Origin of the sequence: Streptomyces sp. JJ66, assembly GCF_019303495.1 — a bacterium.
In the GTDB taxonomy this organism is placed as follows: Bacteria; Actinomycetota; Actinomycetes; order Streptomycetales; family Streptomycetaceae; genus Streptomyces.
This window is the reverse complement of sequence record NZ_JAEVFI010000049.1, coordinates 1-14,764: the sequence shown is the minus strand read 5'-3', so window position 1 is coordinate 14,764 and position 14,764 is coordinate 1. Positions and strand designations below refer to the sequence as shown.

Sequence of the window (14,764 nt, the reverse complement as noted above, 5' to 3'; positions counted from 1 at the left end):
CGCCCCGGCCCCGGGCGCCGCCCCGGACGCGACGGCGGGCGCCGCATCCGCGCCGGGCGCGGCCCCGCCAGCCGCGCCCGGGGCCTGGGCAGGCGGCGGGCCCGGCTCGGTGACGCTCACGCCGACCACCACACCGTGGTGTCGCCGGGCAGCTCGCCGCCGTCGTAGGGGCCGCTGGCCAGCAGCACCCGGCCGAAGTCCGAGCCCAGGGCCACCGGCCGGGGCGTGGTGTTGGCGGTGCACACGAACGCGCCGCGCCGGAACGCCAGCACACCGGCGGGCGCGTCCAGCCACTCCACCGCGTCCCCGGCGCCCAGGTCCGGGTGTTCGCGGCGCAGGCGCAGGGCGGTGCGGTACAGCTCCAGGGTGGAGCCGGGGGCGCCGGTCTGTGCCTCGACACTCAACTCGGCCCAGTGGGGCGGCTGGGGCAGCCAGCTGCCGCCCTCGCCGAAGCCGTACGAGGCGCCGGTGCGCGTCCACGGGATCGGCACCCGGCAGCCGTCGCGCAGGCCGTCCTGGCCGGTGGACTTGAAGAACGAGGGGTCCTGGCGCACCTCGTCGGGCAGTTCGGTGACCTCGGGCAGGCCCAGTTCCTCGCCCTGGTAGACGTACGCCGAGCCGGGCAGCGCGAGCATCAGCAGGCTCGCGGCGCGGGCGCGGCCCGGTTCGCCGCCGAGGCGGGTGAGGTGGCGTACGACGTCGTGATTGGACAGCACCCACGTGGTCGCGGCGCCCACGGGGCGCAGGGAGTCCAGCGAGGTGTCGATGACGGCGCGCAGCGCGGCCGCGTCCCAGCCGGTGTTGAGGTAGTGGAAGTTGAACGCCTGGTGCAGTTCGTCGGGGCGCAGGTAGAGCGCGGTGCGGTCGGCGCTGGGGGTCCAGGCTTCGGCGACGCCGATGCGCTCGCCGCCGTACTCCTCCAGGATGCGCCGCCAGGAGCGATAGATCTCGTGCACGCCGTCCTGGTCGAAGAACGGCAGCACCTGGTTGCCGAGCAGTTTGAGCTGTTCGCCGTGGCCCATGTCGGGCAGGCCCGGCGCCTTGACCATGCCGTGCGCGACGTCGATGCGGAAGCCATCGACACCCATGTCGAGCCAGAAGCGCAGCACGGAGCGGAACTCGTCGTGGACGGCCGGGTGGTCCCAGTTGAAGTCGGGCTGTTCGGGGGCGAACAGGTGCAGGTACCAGTCTCCCGGGGTGCCGTCGGGGTTCTTCGTCCGCGTCCAGGCGGGGCCGCCGAAGATCGACTCCCAGTCGTTGGGCGGCTCCTCGCCGCGCTCGCCCTTGCCGGGGCGGAAGTGGTAGCGGTCGCGCAGCGGCGAGCCGGGTCCCTCGCGCAACGCGCGCTGGAACCACTCGTGCTGGTCGGAGGAGTGGTTGGGCACGAGGTCCACGATGATGCGCAGGCCGAGCGTGTGGGCGTCGCGGATGAGGGCGTCGGCGTCGTGCAGGGTGCCGAACATGGGGTCGATGGCCCGGTAGTCGGAGACGTCGTATCCGGCGTCGGCCTGTGGCGAGGCGTAGAAGGGGCTCAGCCAGACGGCGTCCACGCCGAGTTCCGCCAGGTAGGGCAGCCGGCGGCGGATGCCGGGGAGGTCCCCCATGCCGTCCCCGTTGCCGTCGGCGAAGGAGCGCGGGTAGACCTGGTAGATGACGGCGTCGCGCCACCAGCCGGGACGGTCGCTCGTGGCGGCTGCGCCGGTCGCGGATGCGGCGAGGTGCTGGGTCATGTCATCCCTGGTGTGTAGTGGTCGAGGGGGTACCCGCAGCGAGGTGCGGCTACCCGCTCAGGACTTGACGGCTCCGGTGGTCATGCCGGAGATCAGGTAACGCTGGGCGAACCCGAAGACGAGGGCGGCGGGCACCGCGATGAGCACGGCGGCGGCCGTCATGGAGCCCCAGTCCTGGGTGTACTGGTTGACGAAGGTTTGCAGGCCGCCCGCGAGGGTGAGTTTGTCCTCGCCGGTCATGAACGCGGTGGCGTAGGCGACCTCGGCCCAGGCGGTGACGAAGCTGTAGAACCCGGTGACGGCCAGCCCCGGCTTGGCCAGCGGCATGATCAGCCGCCAGAACGTGCCGAACGGGGTGAGGCCGTCCACCCGCCCGGACTCGTCGATGGAGACCGGGATGGTGTCGAAGAACCCCTTCATCATCCAGGCGCAGAACGGTACCGCGATGGTGAGGTAGGTGATCACCAGGCCGACGGGCTGGTTCAGCAGCCCGGCCTTGGACAGCAGGTTGTACAGCGGCACGATCAGCACCGCCATGGGGAACATCTGCGTGACCAGCAGCGTCCACAGCAGCGGTCGCATGCCGGGGAAGCGGAAGCGGCTGAGCGCGTAGCCGGTGGTGGAGGAGATGAAGACGCCCAGGGCGACGGTGAGGATGACGACGAACACCGAGTTGCCGAACCAGGTGAGGAACTCGGTGCCGCTGAGCACGTGGGTGTAGTTGTCGAGGGTGAAGTCCTTCACCAGGTCGAGGGTGAACGCCTCGTGTTTGGGCTTGAAGGAGGTCACCACCAGCCACAGCGGCGGGCAGACGGCGATGAGGGTGGCCACCAGCAGGCCCAGGTGCAGGCCGAAGGAGGCCAGCGGCCCGCGCTCCCCCCGGCGGCGCACCCGGCGTCCGGTCGCGGGGGTGCCGGGCGGCGGCACGGCGACGGCCCTGGCCGGGGTGGCGGGGAGGCCGTGGGTGCCGGTGCGGGCGTCCGCTTTCCGTGCTCCGGCCGTCGGCGGCTGCTGTACTGCGTGGTTCGGCATGTCCGTCACCACACCTCTCCCTGCTTGCGCAGCAGACGGCGGTAGAACACCGCGAAGACGACCAGGAGGAGCAGGATGAGCACGCCCCAGGTGGCGGAGAGCCCGAACTCGCGGGGGCTGCGGACAAAGGCGAGGTTGAACGCCTCGGTGACGAGGATCTCCGAGGAGCCGTAGGGCCCGCCTCCGGTGAGCAGGAAGATCACCGGGAACATGTTGAACGTCCAGATGGTGCTCAGCAGGATCACGGTGGAGCTGACGGCGCGGATGCTGGGCATGGTGATGTGGGTGAACCGCTGCCAGGGCCCGGCCCCGTCCATCTCGGCCGCCTCGTACAGCTCGCCCGGTACGGACTGGAGCGCGCCCAGGGTGGCGACGAGCATGAACGGCACGCCGAGCCAGACGTTGACGGCGATGACGGCGACCTTGGCCCAGGTCGGGTGCTCAAGCCAGTCGATGCCCGCGACGCCGCCGCCGGTGAGCACCGCGTTGAACAGGCCGTCCCCGGCGAACAGCAGCCGCCAGGCGAAGACGGAGACGAACGCCGGGATGCCCCAGGGCAGGATCAGCGCGATGCGGTACAGGGCCCGCCCGCGCAGCGTGCGGTTGAGCATGTTGGCCAGGGTGAGCCCGATGAGGAAGGTGACGCTGACGCATGCCACGGTCCACACCGCTGTCCAGCCCAGCCGCCCCCAGAAGACGTCGCCGGTGAGCACCTCGGCGTAGTTGTCCAGGCCGATGAACTCGTAGGTCGGCTCCAGCGTGCGGGCGCCGATGGTGCGGCCGATGTTGCCCTCGTCGGCGTCCGTCAGCGACAGGTAGAGGCCGCGCAGCAGCGGGAAGCCGATGATGACGCCGATGACGAGCACCACCGGGGTGATCATCGTCCACGCGTACCAGTGCGTGTGCAGGGCGCGCCGCAGGCGTCCGGGGCGCGGGGCGCCGGGCCCGCGTCGGCGGCCGCGGGCGGGGTGCTCACCGCTCGCGGCCACCTTCGCCGGCCGGCCGGTTTCGACAGCCATGTCCGTCAGTCAGCCTTTCCTTGTCTCCACCGGGTGCGCCGGGTTGGCGGTGTCCGTCGTGGGCGCCGCGGGCCCGGTGCCCGCCCTGTGCGCCGTGACCGCCGTGCCGTGGTGCTGTGGCGCCGTGGTGCCCGGCGAACGTGGCCCGGGGCCGGTGCGGTTACTTCCACTCCGGCAGCAGCTCGCGGTAGGCCGCGCCGGTGGACTCGGCGGCCTCCTTGGGGCTCGCGGCGTCCTTGACGACGCGGGCCAGCTGCTCCTTCAGCGGGTCGAAGAACCCGGCGGCCTGCGGAATCCAGGCGCGCTGCACGGCCTTGTCCACGGCTGGCTTGAAGAACTGCACCATCTGGTTGTCCTGGACCGACGGCTCGTCGTAGACCGAGGTGCGGGTCGGCAGCAAGCTCAGCTCCTCGGTAGTGCGCTGCTGCACCTCGGGCGAGGACATGTACTGGGCGAACGCCTTGGCGGCGTCCATGTTCTCCGGCGCCGTGCCCGCGTAGACCGACAGGTTCCAGCCGCCCTGCGGCGCGCCCTGGGCCTTGCTGCCCGCCAGCACCGGGGCGACGCCCAGGTTCTCCGGGTCGTCCTTGAACTCCTGGCCGGCCAGGGTGCCCGCGATGGCCCACGGCCCGTCCACGATCATGGCCGCGTCACCGTTGTTGAACGCCTGCTGCTGCTGGGCGTAGCCGTCGGTGGTGTCGGTGGTGGCGACGCCGGAGTCGAGCAGGTCCTTGATCGTCTCGAAGGCGCGGACCCCGGCGGCGTCGTCCACGGTGATCTTCTCGGCCTCGGCGTCCACCAGGTCGCCGCCCTCGCCGTAGAGGTAGGGCAGGAACCAGTAGGCGTCGTCTCCGCGCAGGTAGAACGGGTCGGCGCCGGTCTCCTTGAGGGCGTCGGCCGAGCCCTTGAGCTCCTCGACCGACGACGGCACCTCCACCCCGGCCTCGTCCAGCAGACGCTTGTTGTAGAACAGCGCGAGGGTGTCGATGACCTGCGGCAGGGCGTAGGTCGCACCGTCGTACTGGGTGCTGCCCCACGCCTGCGGCAGGTAGTCGTCCTGGTTCTCGGCGACGTCGTCCAGCGGTTCGATGAGCTGGAGGCTGGCGAAGTCGGAGACCCAGGCGACCTCGGTGCGCATGACCTCGGGTGCCTCGCCCGCGTTGGCGGCGTTCTTGAACTTGTTCTGGGCGTTGTCGAAGCCGATGTTGACGTACTTCACGTCCACCTCGGGGTGCTTCTTCTCGAAGTCCTCGGCGATCTTCTGGAAGGTAGCCTTCTCAGCGTCGTTCGAGGTGTCCCAGAAGGTGACGGTGCCGGACAGCTCGCCGGAGGCGGAGCCGCCCTTCTCCTCGCCGTCACCGCCGCAAGCCGTTGCCGCAAGAGCGAGCGCTGCCACCAGAGCGGTGGCGCCTATCCCACGCCGCATGTTCCAGTCCTCCACGGTGATATGCCCGATGTACGCGGGAACCCTGACCTCTCCCGCTGGGGCCGCGCTTCCAGCGGCGCCGGGCTGACCAGGAACGTAACAGCGCCGGAACATCCGCGAAAGACCTTGCGGCAAATTTCTGCAACCGACTTTGCGGCATCTTCCGCAAGATCTTGCAGCGCGTCCATGCCTCGCCCGGCACCACCCGGTGACCCCGGGGCGGGGCGACGACGGTGCCCGGCACGGCCCGGGCCGTCCGCCTCCCCGGCGCGGTCGCGCGCCGCACGTCGTCGGCCCACCGCGTCCCGCACGCCTCGGCCCACCGCGCACCCCGCTGATGCCGCGCACCCGGCTCCGAAGAGTGAGCCGTCGGGAGGAGTTGGGCGATGTAGGCAGGTGGGGGGTGTGGCGGTACAGTCCTTTTCCGTGACCGCACGGCTAGCTGACATCGCAGCCCAGGCGGGGGTCAGCGAGGCGACGGTCAGCCGGGTGCTGAACGGCAAGCCGGGCGTCGCCGGGGCCACCCGCGAATCCGTCCTGACCGCGCTCGACCTGCTGGGGTACGAGCGGCCCGCCCGGCTGCGGCAGCGCAGCGCGGGCCTGGTGGGGCTGATCACACCGGAGCTGGAGAACCCCATCTTCCCCGCCTTCGCGCAGGTCATCGCGCAGGCGCTGACGCGGCAGGGGTACACGCCGGTGCTGGCCACGCAGACGCCGGGCGGCTCCACCGAGGACGAGCTGACCGAGATGCTGGTGGAGCGCGGCGTCGCGGGCATCATCTACGTCTCCGGGCTGCACGCCGACACCACCGCCGACATGCGGCGGTACGAGAAGCTGCGCGGTCAGGGCGTGCCGCACGTACTCGTGGGCGGGTTCTCGCCCCACGTGCGGGCGGCGTTCGTCTCGGCGGACGACCGGGCCGCGACGCGGCTGGCGGTCACGCACCTGGTGTCGCTGGGGCACCAGCGGATCGGGCTCGCGCTCGGGCCCGCGCGGTTCGTGCCGGTACGGCGCAAGATCGAGGGCTTCCGGGAGTCGCTGGCCGAGCACCTGGGGCTGCGCGGCGCGGACGCCGAGGAGTTCGTACAGCACTCGCTGTACACCCTGGAAGGCGGTCAGGCGGCGGCGTCCGCCCTGCTGGAGAGGGGCTGCACCGCCGTGGTGTGCGCCAGCGACATGATGGCGCTCGGCGCGATCCGCGCGGCCCGCCAGCACGGCCTGCACGTACCCGGCGACGTCTCGGTCATCGGTTTCGACGACTCGCCGCTCATAGCCTTCACCGACCCGCCGCTCACCACGATCCGGCAGCCGGTGACGGCGATGGGGCAGGCGGCCGTGCGGGCCCTGCTGGAGGAGATCGGCGGCACCCCCGCCCCGCCCAGCGAGTTCGTCTTCCTGCCCGAGCTGGTGGTCCGCGGCTCCACAGCCGCCGCCCCCGGCAGTGCTCACGGGCGCGCCTGAGCCCGGGTTCCGGAAGGCGGACCCGGACACCGGGAGGAGCAGCCGGGGGTGCCCCGGCACGGCGCGGGGCACCACCTGCGCACCGCACGCACTGGCCTCCGCGTGACCCCGGGCCGCCCCCACCCCCTACCCCGCAGGGAGGACCGAGTGCGGGCAGAACCCCCCGGGAGGATGATCGGAGGGAAGGGGGCGTCTGGCAGACTGACCCGTCATGGGGGTACCGACAACGCGACGCGAAGGTGACGACCGGGTGGCCACGGGGACGCCGATACAGGCGGAGGACACGGATTCACCGCGCCCCGGGCTCGCCGCCCGGCGACCCGTCCGGCGGCCGGTGATCTGGTTCGAGCTCGCGCTGATCGGCGTCAGCTACCTGGTGTACTCCCTGATCCGCAACGCGGTCCCCGAACACGAGGCCGTCGCGATGCGCCACGCCCACTGGATCTGGGACCTCGAACGCTCGATCGGCCTCGGCTTCGAACACGCGGTGAACCACTCCGTCAACAGCGTGACGTGGCTCATCGTGTCGATGAACTACTACTACGCCACGCTCCACTTCGTGGTCACCATCGGCGTGCTCGTGTGGCTCTACCGCTGGCAACCCGGCCGGTACGCCGCCGCCCGTACCGCGCTGTTCGCCACCACCGGCGTCGCGCTGCTCGGCTACTACCTGTACCCCCTCGCCCCACCCCGCCTGATGACCGGCGGTGACTTCATCGACACCGTGGTCGTCCACGGCACGTGGGGCAGCATGGCGTCCGGCGACATGGCCAACGTCTCCAACCAGTACGCCGCGATGCCGTCCATGCACATCGGCTGGTCCACCTGGTGCGGGGTGCTGCTGGTGCTGCTGGCCCGGCCGCTGTGGGTGAAGCTGCTGGGCGCTGTGTACCCGGTGCTGACGCTCGTGGTCATCGTCGCCACCGCCAACCACTTCTGGCTGGACGCCGTGGGGGGCTTGCTGTGCCTGGCGTTCGGTTTCGGGCTCGTGACGTGGTGGTACGGCGCCCTGCCGCACCGGCTGCCCGTGGCCGTCACTCGGGACCCGGCCCCGGCGGCGGAGACGACCCCGGCCCCGGCGGCGGCCCCGGCTCCGGCCGCGCACGGCTCCGCCCCGGGCGCGCAGGAGCCGGTGCGGTCCTCCGGGCGGGCCGGATAGCCCCCGGCCCCCGGCCCCCGGCCCCCTGGCCCCTGGCCCCTGGCCCCTGGGTGGAACCTCCCGTTCCGGGGAGGGGCGGGGCACCCCGCCGCCCGCTACTCGTAGAACAGGCGTTCCACCACGCTCCGCGCCCGGCGCGTCGTGCGGCGGTAGTCCTCCAGCAGCTCACCGGCGTGGCCCGGCTCGTACCCCAGGTAGCGCGCCACCGCCGCCAGCTCGCGCGGTGCGGAGGGGAACGTGTCACCCGGCCGCCCGCGCACCAGCATCACCGCGTTGCGCACCCGCGTGGCCAGCACCCACGCGTGGTCCAGCACGTCGGCGTCGTCCTCGGCGAGCAGTCCGGCCGCGCGGGCGGCGGCCAGCGCGGTGCGGGTCCGGGTCGTGCGCAGCGCGGGCTCGGCCGCCGCGTGCCGCAGCTGGAGCAGCTGCACCGTCCACTCGACGTCGGACAGCCCGCCCCGGCCGAGCTTGGCGTGCAGCGTCGGGTCGGCGCCGCGCGGCAGCCGCTCGGACTCCATGCGCGCCTTCAGCCGGCGGATCTCGCGCACCGCGTCCGCGCCGAGACCGCCCTCGGGATAGCGCAGCGGGTCGATCAGCGCGAGAAAGCGGGCCCCCAGCCCGGCGTCCCCGGCGACCGGCTCGGCGCGCAGCAGCGCCTGGCTCTCCCACACCAGCGACCAGCGCCGGTAGTACGCCTCGTAGGACGCCAGGCTGCGCACCAGCGGGCCGGACTTGCCCTCGGGGCGCAGGTCGGCGTCGATGAGCAGCGGCGGATCGGTCGTCGGCAGCTGGAGCAGGCGCCGCATCTCGTTGGCGACGGCGAACGCGGCCTCGGATGCCTCCCGCTCGCTGACGCCCGCGCGCGGCTCGTGCACGAACAGCACGTCCGCGTCGGAGCCGTAGCCCTGCTCCAGCCCGCCGAAGCGGCCCATGCCGATGACGGCGAACCGGGTGGGCAGCTCCTCGCCCCAGCGCGCGCGGGTCGCCGCGCGCAGGGCCCCGGCGAGGGTGGCGGCGTTGAGGTCGGAGACGGCCTGGCCCACCCGGTCCACGGCGGGGCCGGGGTCGTCGGGGACGGGCGACTCCTCGGTGCCGTAGGCGGCGATGATGTCGGCGGCCGCGGTGCGGAACAGCTCGCGCCGCCGCACCCCGCGCGCGGCGGCGACGGCCTGTTCGGCGTCGTCGGCCCGGCCCACGGCGGCCAGCACTTCCTGGGTGAGCGCGTCCCGGCTGCGCGGCGCGAGCTGTTCGGCGTTGCCCAGCAGGGCGACGGCCTCGGGGGCACGCAGCAGCAGATCGGGCGCCAGGCGTCCGGCCGACAGCACGCGGGCCAGGTTCTCCGCGGCGGCGCCCTCGTCGCGCAGCAGCCGCAGGTACCAGGGCGTCTTGCCCAGCGCGTCGGAGACCTGACGGAAGCCGAGCAGCCCGGCGTCGGGGTCGGCGGAGTCGGCGAACCAGCCGAGCAGCACCGGCAGCAGCGTGCGCTGGATCGCGGACTTGCGGCTCACCCCGGACGACAGCGCCTCCAGGTGCCGCAGCGCACCGGCCGGGTCGGCGTAGCCCAGGGCCTCCAGGCGCTGCCGGGCGGCGGTGGCCGACAGCCGGGTCTCGCCGGGCGCGAGCTGGGCGACGGCGTCCAGCAGCGGGCGGTAGAACAGCTTCTCGTGCAGCCGCCGCACCGCCGCCGCGTGCCGCTTCCACGCCTTATTCAGCTCGCTGACGGGCTCGGTACGAAAGCCCAGGACCCGGCCCAGGCGGCGCTGGTCGGCCTCGTCCTCGGGCATCAGGTGCGTGCGGCGCATGCGCTGGAGCTGGATGTGGTGCTCGACGGTGCGCAGGAAGCGGTAGGCGGCGTCCAGGTCACCGGCGTCCCGGCGGCCGACGTAGCCTCCGGCGGCGAGCGCGTCCAGCGCTCGCAGCGTGGTGGCGCTGCGCAGGGTCTCGTCGCTGCGGCCGTGCACGAGCTGGAGCAGCTGCACCGCGAACTCCACGTCGCGCAGGCCGCCCGGGCCGAGCTTCAGCTCGCGTTCGACGTGCGCGGCCGGGATGCCCGCGACGACCCGGCGGCGCATCTGCTGCACGTCGGTGACGAAGTTCTCCCGCTCGGCCGCCTGCCACACCAGCGGGGCGACGGCGGCGCAGTACGCGGCGCCCAGCTCGGCGTCGCCCGCGACCGGCCGGGCTTTCAGCAGCGCCTGGAACTCCCACGTCTTGGCCCAGCGCTGGTAGTAGGCCAGGTGACTGGCGAGCGTGCGCACCAGCGGACCGTTGCGGCCCTCGGGGCGCAGGTTGGCGTCCACGGGCCAGATGGTGCCCTCGGCGGTGGTGTCGGAGCACACCCGCACCAGGTGCGCGGCCAGCCGGGTGGCCGCCTGGAGCGCCTTCGTCTCGTCCCCGCCCCCGGACGGGTCGGCGGGTTCGGCGACGAAGATGACGTCCACGTCGGAGACGTAGTTCAGCTCCCGGCCGCCGCACTTGCCCATGCCGATGACCGCCAGACGGCACAGCGCGGCGTCCTCGGGGGCCTGAGCGCACGCGATGGCCAGGGCGGCGCGCAGGGTGGCGGTCGCCAGGTCGGCCAGCTCGGCGGCGGCCTGGGCGACATCGGTAGTGCCGCACACGTCGCGCGCGGCGATCGTCAGCAGGGCGCGGCGGTAGGCGACGCGCAGGGCGTCAGGGGTGTCGGCGCCGGCGAGCGCGGCCTGGAACTCCGCCACACCGGGGTGCAGGTCGGTGGCTTCCCAGGCGTGCAGGCAGCGCCAGTCCGCGGGGTGGCCCGCGAGGTGGTCGGCCAGTGCCTGGGACGCGCCGAGCACGCCCAGCAGGCGGTCGCGCAGCGGCTTGGCGGACAGCAGCGTGTCCAGCAGCGCCGGGGCCTCGCCGTCCGGCTGGGCCTCCAGCAGCCGCAACAGGCCGCGCAGCGCCTGGTCCGGGTCGGCGGTGGCGCCCAGCGCGTCGAGCAGCAGGGCGCTGTCGCGGTGCGCGGCCAGCTCCGGCGCGGACAGCAGCCGCGCGGCGGCGGCCGGGTCGGTGAAGCCGTGCCGCAGCAACTGGCCGAACGTGCTGCGGCGGCGGCCCCCGGAGGCGGCGGGCTGGTCGGGGAGCGGGGGGTGCGCCGCCATCACAGGACGGGCAGCGACTTGCGGAGTTCGAACGCGGTGACCTCGGAGCGGTACTCCTCCCACTCCTGGCGCTTGTTGCGCAGAAAGACATTCGCGCTTTGCGTCACCAGCGGCATCATTGATAGACCCTTCCCTGAGCTGCGTTTGCGCCTACGTTGACGACCGTCGTTGGTCGTTGTCGGTCACCTTCGCACGGCCCCTGGACGGCCCAGCAAACGCCCGCTGACGGTGCTACCGCTAGCAGGGCCGCCCGCTAACGTTAGCAGGGGTGCTAGCGGCCAGCTTCGGCGTTGACCAGCGCGTTAGCGGGTAGCAGCCCGGGTCAGCAAAGGCGCCGATCGCGGGAGGAACGCGGCTTTGCCGCCGCCCCGGGGTCGTCGGCCCCGGACGGACGAATACGGGGGACCGCCCTTCGGGCGGGCGCCTATCCGTCGCCTTCCGCCGTCCCGGGGCCGTGCCGTGCGCGTCTACGGGTGCGTCGGCACGCGGGGAAGAGGCCACTGGCCGTGCGGGTGGTGGCCTGTTCCCCGTGCCGGGGGCCGGTGCTGGCGAACGAGGTGGGAACGGGCAAGGGCGCTGACCTGTGTGACGGCCCCCGTCACGCCCGGCGTCACACCCCGCTGCGAGTTGCCGGTGCGGGGGCCGACTCGCGGTGAAGGCGTCGGCGCTGGAAGCCGGGGAGGCTCTTAGCAGGGGGGCTTCCGCAGCTGCCGCCCTCCCCTAAGAGCCCGTCCGGGGCCACGACGGCTCTTAAGGGGGGATGCCGCCCTCACGCCGCGTCGTCTCTCGCAGTGCGCTGGAACACGGGGGCGCCCGCGATGTTGCAGCCATGCGACTCGCCGCACGCCCCCGGGCAGAGTCACGGGGCGTTACTGGCTACTGGCTACTGACTAGTGGCTAGTGGCAACCCCCCTGCTTAAGAGCCCCTGTGGCCGTCTGAGGGGCGTTTACTGGCTAGTGGCAAGGTGGCCAGTAGGCAGTAGCCAGTAGCTCTGTGTCAGGCTCTTGCGGCCCGCGCCGCCGCTCCACCGGCCCGGCGGACGCGTACGTCACCGGTTCCACGGCGGCGTGTCAGGCGCCCGGGGGAAGGCCGCCCGCAAGGGCGTCCTTTCAGTTCCTCGCTTCGAGCCGCACCCACCCCACCGGCGCGGCCCCCGTGTGGCTCCGCCTCACGCCCGCGGTTCCCGGCGTGGCCCGCACCGCGAACTCGGCGTGCGGGCGCGACGGCGGCTCGGCGTCCGCTTCGACTGATCACGGTTGGTAACCGGGGCGGGCGGGTTAGTGGGTAGTGGTTAGTGGGGTCCCCAGTAGATAAGGCCCGGTGAAGGCCGTCAGCGGCAGCCTTAGGCCCCTCTACTGGGTAGTGGGGTGCGCCCCACTACCCAGTAACCAGTAGCTCTGTGTGAGCCGCTAGCGGGGTGGTCGGGGGTGCAGGCAGGTGGCGGGGTCGTCGTGGTGCGCCTGGTTCGGCAGCCGGATCAAGAAGAGCACCACGGCGCATGGCCCCGGGTGCTCGTCTTGTTCGGCGTCTCCCCCACCAACCCGGGGCTGAACTGGCGGCGCCGCCCCTGCTAGACCTAGCAGCACGGGATGCTAGGTCTAGCAGGGGTACTAGCGGCCCCAACGGCTGCTGACCAGCGCGCTAGCGGCTAGCGGCGCCACCCGCACAAGCCCCGCAACACCCCCTGGATACCGCCTCGCAGGGGCCGCCGGGCAACTGCTAGACGATGGCACCGCGCGCGGGGCCAGCTCTGCTGTGGTCCCCGAAGTCGTCGTGCGGCGGGACGACAGGAACCCTTACCGCCCTCATGAGCGGGCGGTAAGGGTGATAAGGGTGATAAGCCGTCTGACCAGCGCAAACAACGGGGCGATAAGGGGTGCGGTAAGGGGGGCGATAAGTCCCGCCCCCCATAACGGCCCGCCCAACGCTCTGCCGGGGTCAGCTCGCGGTGACCATCGCGGCGGCTAGCTCCCTCATACTGCTGATGACCGCGCTTGCGCCAGCAGACTCCAGCAGGTCCGACTTCGGGGGACGGTTGGCGAAGCCCACGGAGCGGGTGCCTGCGCGGTGGGCTGCCTGCACATCCGAGATGGAGTCTCCGATCATGACCGCTACGACTGGATCTGTGCCCATCGCGTCCAACGCACGCAGAAGCGGATAGGGGTCCGGCTTCATCAGCGCCACGTCGTCCGGCCTACCGACGACTCCTGACACAGCCGCCTCGATACCGTGAACGCGTAGAAACTCACGTACGGCGCCAGCGCTGTTGTTGCTGACGATGCAGACGGCCCTCCCCGTGGCGCGGCAGGCCCCGAGCGTTTCCAGTACGCCCGGGGTCAAGGCCGCTGTCTCAACGGCTCTTAGCTCTGCCCGGGCCAAGGCGTCAGCCAAAGCACCGGCGTGCGGGTCCGCCTCTCGGCCCGCAAGGCGCACGATCTCCAGCGGATCAGCGATGGTCGGGGCAGCTAGCGGGAAGGGGGCACCGCTCTTGCGCTCATACAGGCTCAGCAGTTCGCTGGCTACGTCTTCGGCCGGTTGTCCGGCGAACACATCGCAAACGGGGCCGTCGAAGTCGAGTAGCACGTGCGTGACACCGGCGACGGCACGGTGCAATGCCCCTGGTGTCATGCTGTGGACTCCTTGCCAACCATGCCCCACACGCTGTCGAACCACTTGGTTGCCTGCTCTACGAACAGCCCGCCGGCCGAACCCTGGTTGTCGGTCTCCGCGAATGGGAAGAGCGTCGCGTCGAGGCCGAACACGTCGATGATCTCTACGTCGTCCCCGCCTACGGTCACCGTGTTGGCACCTAGCGGGTAAAAGCCGAAGAACACGTCGGCCTTGTTGAGCACGTACAGCTTGAAGGACGGCGTGATCCCATGTGTCCGGACCTCTACCCGGGCCTCTCTGACGAGTCCTAGCGACTTCAGTTCCCCAACCAGGCGCGTGATCCCCCGGGAGTGGTGAAGCATGATGTCGCGCGCCCGGTCGCTGACCCGGGCATCGGGCATGCGGCCCTCCAAGAGCACCGGGACGGCTTGGGTCTCCGCCATGTTCGGCAGCAACAGCCGTACGACGATGCTTTCCGGTGTGAGGCGGCCCTCGCGGATTTTGTCGACGGGCTCTTGCAGGGCCGCGTAGAGAGTCTCGCCCGAGAAGCCCGAGAAGTCGATGGTCACGTGCGGCTGCTCGAACGCCCGCTCGATGTGGGTTCGCAGACCCACCGGCCTTTCCGTGCGGCTGCGCACGAACACGCCGCTGCCTTGGCGCGCAACGAGTAGCCCCTCGTCCTGCAAGTCGCGGAGTGCCCGCTGAACGGTTGCCCGCGAGACGCCATAGCGCTTGGTCAGATCGCTCTGGGAGGGCAAGCGCTCCCCTGGTTCGAGCGTCTTCGTACGGATCGCCGCCCGTAGCGCGTTCGTGATCTGCACATACGGCGGGCGGGGGTCATCCGGATCAAGGCTCATGCAGCCATGCTAGCCGGGCTACTCATGTCAGCCCAATACGCAGACCTGGTTGACATGGCTAGCCATCTATCTCTACGTTGGTCGTGTCGGAAAGGCGCTGAGCGCTCTAACGACAAAATCCCTGGTCACAGCCAGGGATACAGCAGGGAGCGGCGCCCGCCGCCAAGCAAGAACGCCGCTCCCACGACCCATGAAGGGGTGTCTTCATGATGCCTGGAACTCTTGCAGCCCGCGCGACGGCCTTCCCGATCCGGTCGCAGGTGTCGTTGTTTGGTGAGGACGAACCGGCGGAGCGTGAGACGCGGGTGGAGGTGCCGGTGCGGCTGTGCCTGACCTTCGCGGAGATG

9 protein-coding genes and 1 pseudogene are annotated in these 14,764 nt (G+C 71.8%); 2 read left to right on the top strand and 8 right to left on the bottom strand.

Translation table 11 applies throughout. From position 1 onward, the window contains the following. Nucleotides 1–116: 116 nt before the first annotated feature. The 4 genes from JJV70_RS22040 to JJV70_RS22025 form a co-directional block, all read right to left on the bottom strand. Entirely contained in the window at nucleotides 117–1,730 is a 1,614-nt protein-coding gene (locus JJV70_RS22040; RefSeq protein ID WP_219049794.1) for a glycoside hydrolase family 13 protein, read from the bottom strand. Nucleotides 1,731–1,787: 57 nt separating this feature from the next. Further along, nucleotides 1,788–2,762: a sugar ABC transporter permease gene (locus tag JJV70_RS22035; protein ID WP_219049793.1), complete on the bottom strand. Its 975-nt coding sequence runs from the start codon at nucleotides 2,760–2,762 to the stop codon at nucleotides 1,788–1,790. 5 nt (nucleotides 2,763–2,767) lie between these two features. Then, nucleotides 2,768–3,781, bottom strand: coding sequence for a carbohydrate ABC transporter permease (locus JJV70_RS22030; protein WP_219049792.1), 1,014 nt, complete (start codon nucleotides 3,779–3,781; stop codon nucleotides 2,768–2,770). Nucleotides 3,782–3,941: 160 nt separating this feature from the next. Further along, nucleotides 3,942–5,207, bottom strand: coding sequence for an extracellular solute-binding protein (locus tag JJV70_RS22025; protein ID WP_219049791.1), 1,266 nt, complete (start codon nucleotides 5,205–5,207; stop codon nucleotides 3,942–3,944). Between the two features lie 426 nt (nucleotides 5,208–5,633). Here JJV70_RS22025 and JJV70_RS22020 point away from each other — a divergent pair, with 426 nt between their 5' ends. Both JJV70_RS22020 and JJV70_RS22015 read left to right on the top strand, forming a co-directional pair. After that, on the top strand, nucleotides 5,634–6,668 hold the full coding sequence (locus JJV70_RS22020) for a LacI family DNA-binding transcriptional regulator (RefSeq protein WP_219049790.1): 1,035 nt from the start codon (nucleotides 5,634–5,636) through the stop codon (nucleotides 6,666–6,668). 211 nt (nucleotides 6,669–6,879) lie between these two features. Then, nucleotides 6,880–7,827 (top strand): phosphatase PAP2 family protein, encoded by a 948-nt coding sequence (locus JJV70_RS22015; RefSeq protein WP_219049789.1) that lies wholly within the window; start codon nucleotides 6,880–6,882, stop codon nucleotides 7,825–7,827. A gap of 95 nt (nucleotides 7,828–7,922) precedes the next feature. Here the strand turns inward: JJV70_RS22015 and JJV70_RS22010 are convergent, their stop codons facing one another. The 4 genes and pseudogenes from JJV70_RS22010 to JJV70_RS21995 form a co-directional block, all read right to left on the bottom strand. Next, nucleotides 7,923–10,949, bottom strand: coding sequence for a bifunctional [glutamine synthetase] adenylyltransferase/[glutamine synthetase]-adenylyl-L-tyrosine phosphorylase (locus tag JJV70_RS22010; RefSeq protein WP_219049788.1), 3,027 nt, complete (start codon nucleotides 10,947–10,949; stop codon nucleotides 7,923–7,925). Then, nucleotides 10,949–11,035, bottom strand: a pseudogene (locus JJV70_RS22005) (glutamine synthetase); the annotation flags it as partial. The gene JJV70_RS22010 and the pseudogene JJV70_RS22005, both read right to left, overlap by 1 nt. Nucleotides 11,036–12,888: 1,853 nt before the next feature. Then, nucleotides 12,889–13,578 carry an HAD family hydrolase gene (locus tag JJV70_RS22000; RefSeq protein WP_219049787.1) on the bottom strand — a complete coding sequence of 230 codons (690 nt, stop codon included), beginning with the start codon at nucleotides 13,576–13,578 and terminating at the stop codon, nucleotides 12,889–12,891. Next, nucleotides 13,575–14,417, bottom strand: a complete 843-nt coding sequence (locus tag JJV70_RS21995) for a GntR family transcriptional regulator (protein WP_219049786.1) — start codon at nucleotides 14,415–14,417, stop codon at nucleotides 13,575–13,577. Before JJV70_RS21995 ends, JJV70_RS22000 begins: the two co-directional genes overlap by 4 nt. Nucleotides 14,418–14,764: the final 347 nt, after the last annotated feature.

Bases quoted from the DNA above. Each gene is read 5' to 3' on its own strand.
- JJV70_RS22040 (WP_219049794.1), bottom strand. From the start codon at position 1,730: ATGACCCAGCACCTCGCCGCATCCGCGACCGGCGCAGCCGCCACGAGC.
- JJV70_RS22035 (WP_219049793.1), bottom strand. From the start codon at position 2,762: ATGCCGAACCACGCAGTACAGCAGCCGCCGACGGCCGGAGCACGGAAA.
- JJV70_RS22030 (WP_219049792.1), bottom strand. From the start codon at position 3,781: ATGGCTGTCGAAACCGGCCGGCCGGCGAAGGTGGCCGCGAGCGGTGAG.
- JJV70_RS22025 (WP_219049791.1), bottom strand. From the start codon at position 5,207: ATGCGGCGTGGGATAGGCGCCACCGCTCTGGTGGCAGCGCTCGCTCTT.
- JJV70_RS22015 (WP_219049789.1), top strand. From the start codon at position 6,880: ATGGGGGTACCGACAACGCGACGCGAAGGTGACGACCGGGTGGCCACG.
- JJV70_RS22010 (WP_219049788.1), bottom strand. From the start codon at position 10,949: ATGGCGGCGCACCCCCCGCTCCCCGACCAGCCCGCCGCCTCCGGGGGC.
- JJV70_RS22000 (WP_219049787.1), bottom strand. From the start codon at position 13,578: ATGACACCAGGGGCATTGCACCGTGCCGTCGCCGGTGTCACGCACGTG.
- JJV70_RS21995 (WP_219049786.1), bottom strand. From the start codon at position 14,417: ATGAGCCTTGATCCGGATGACCCCCGCCCGCCGTATGTGCAGATCACG.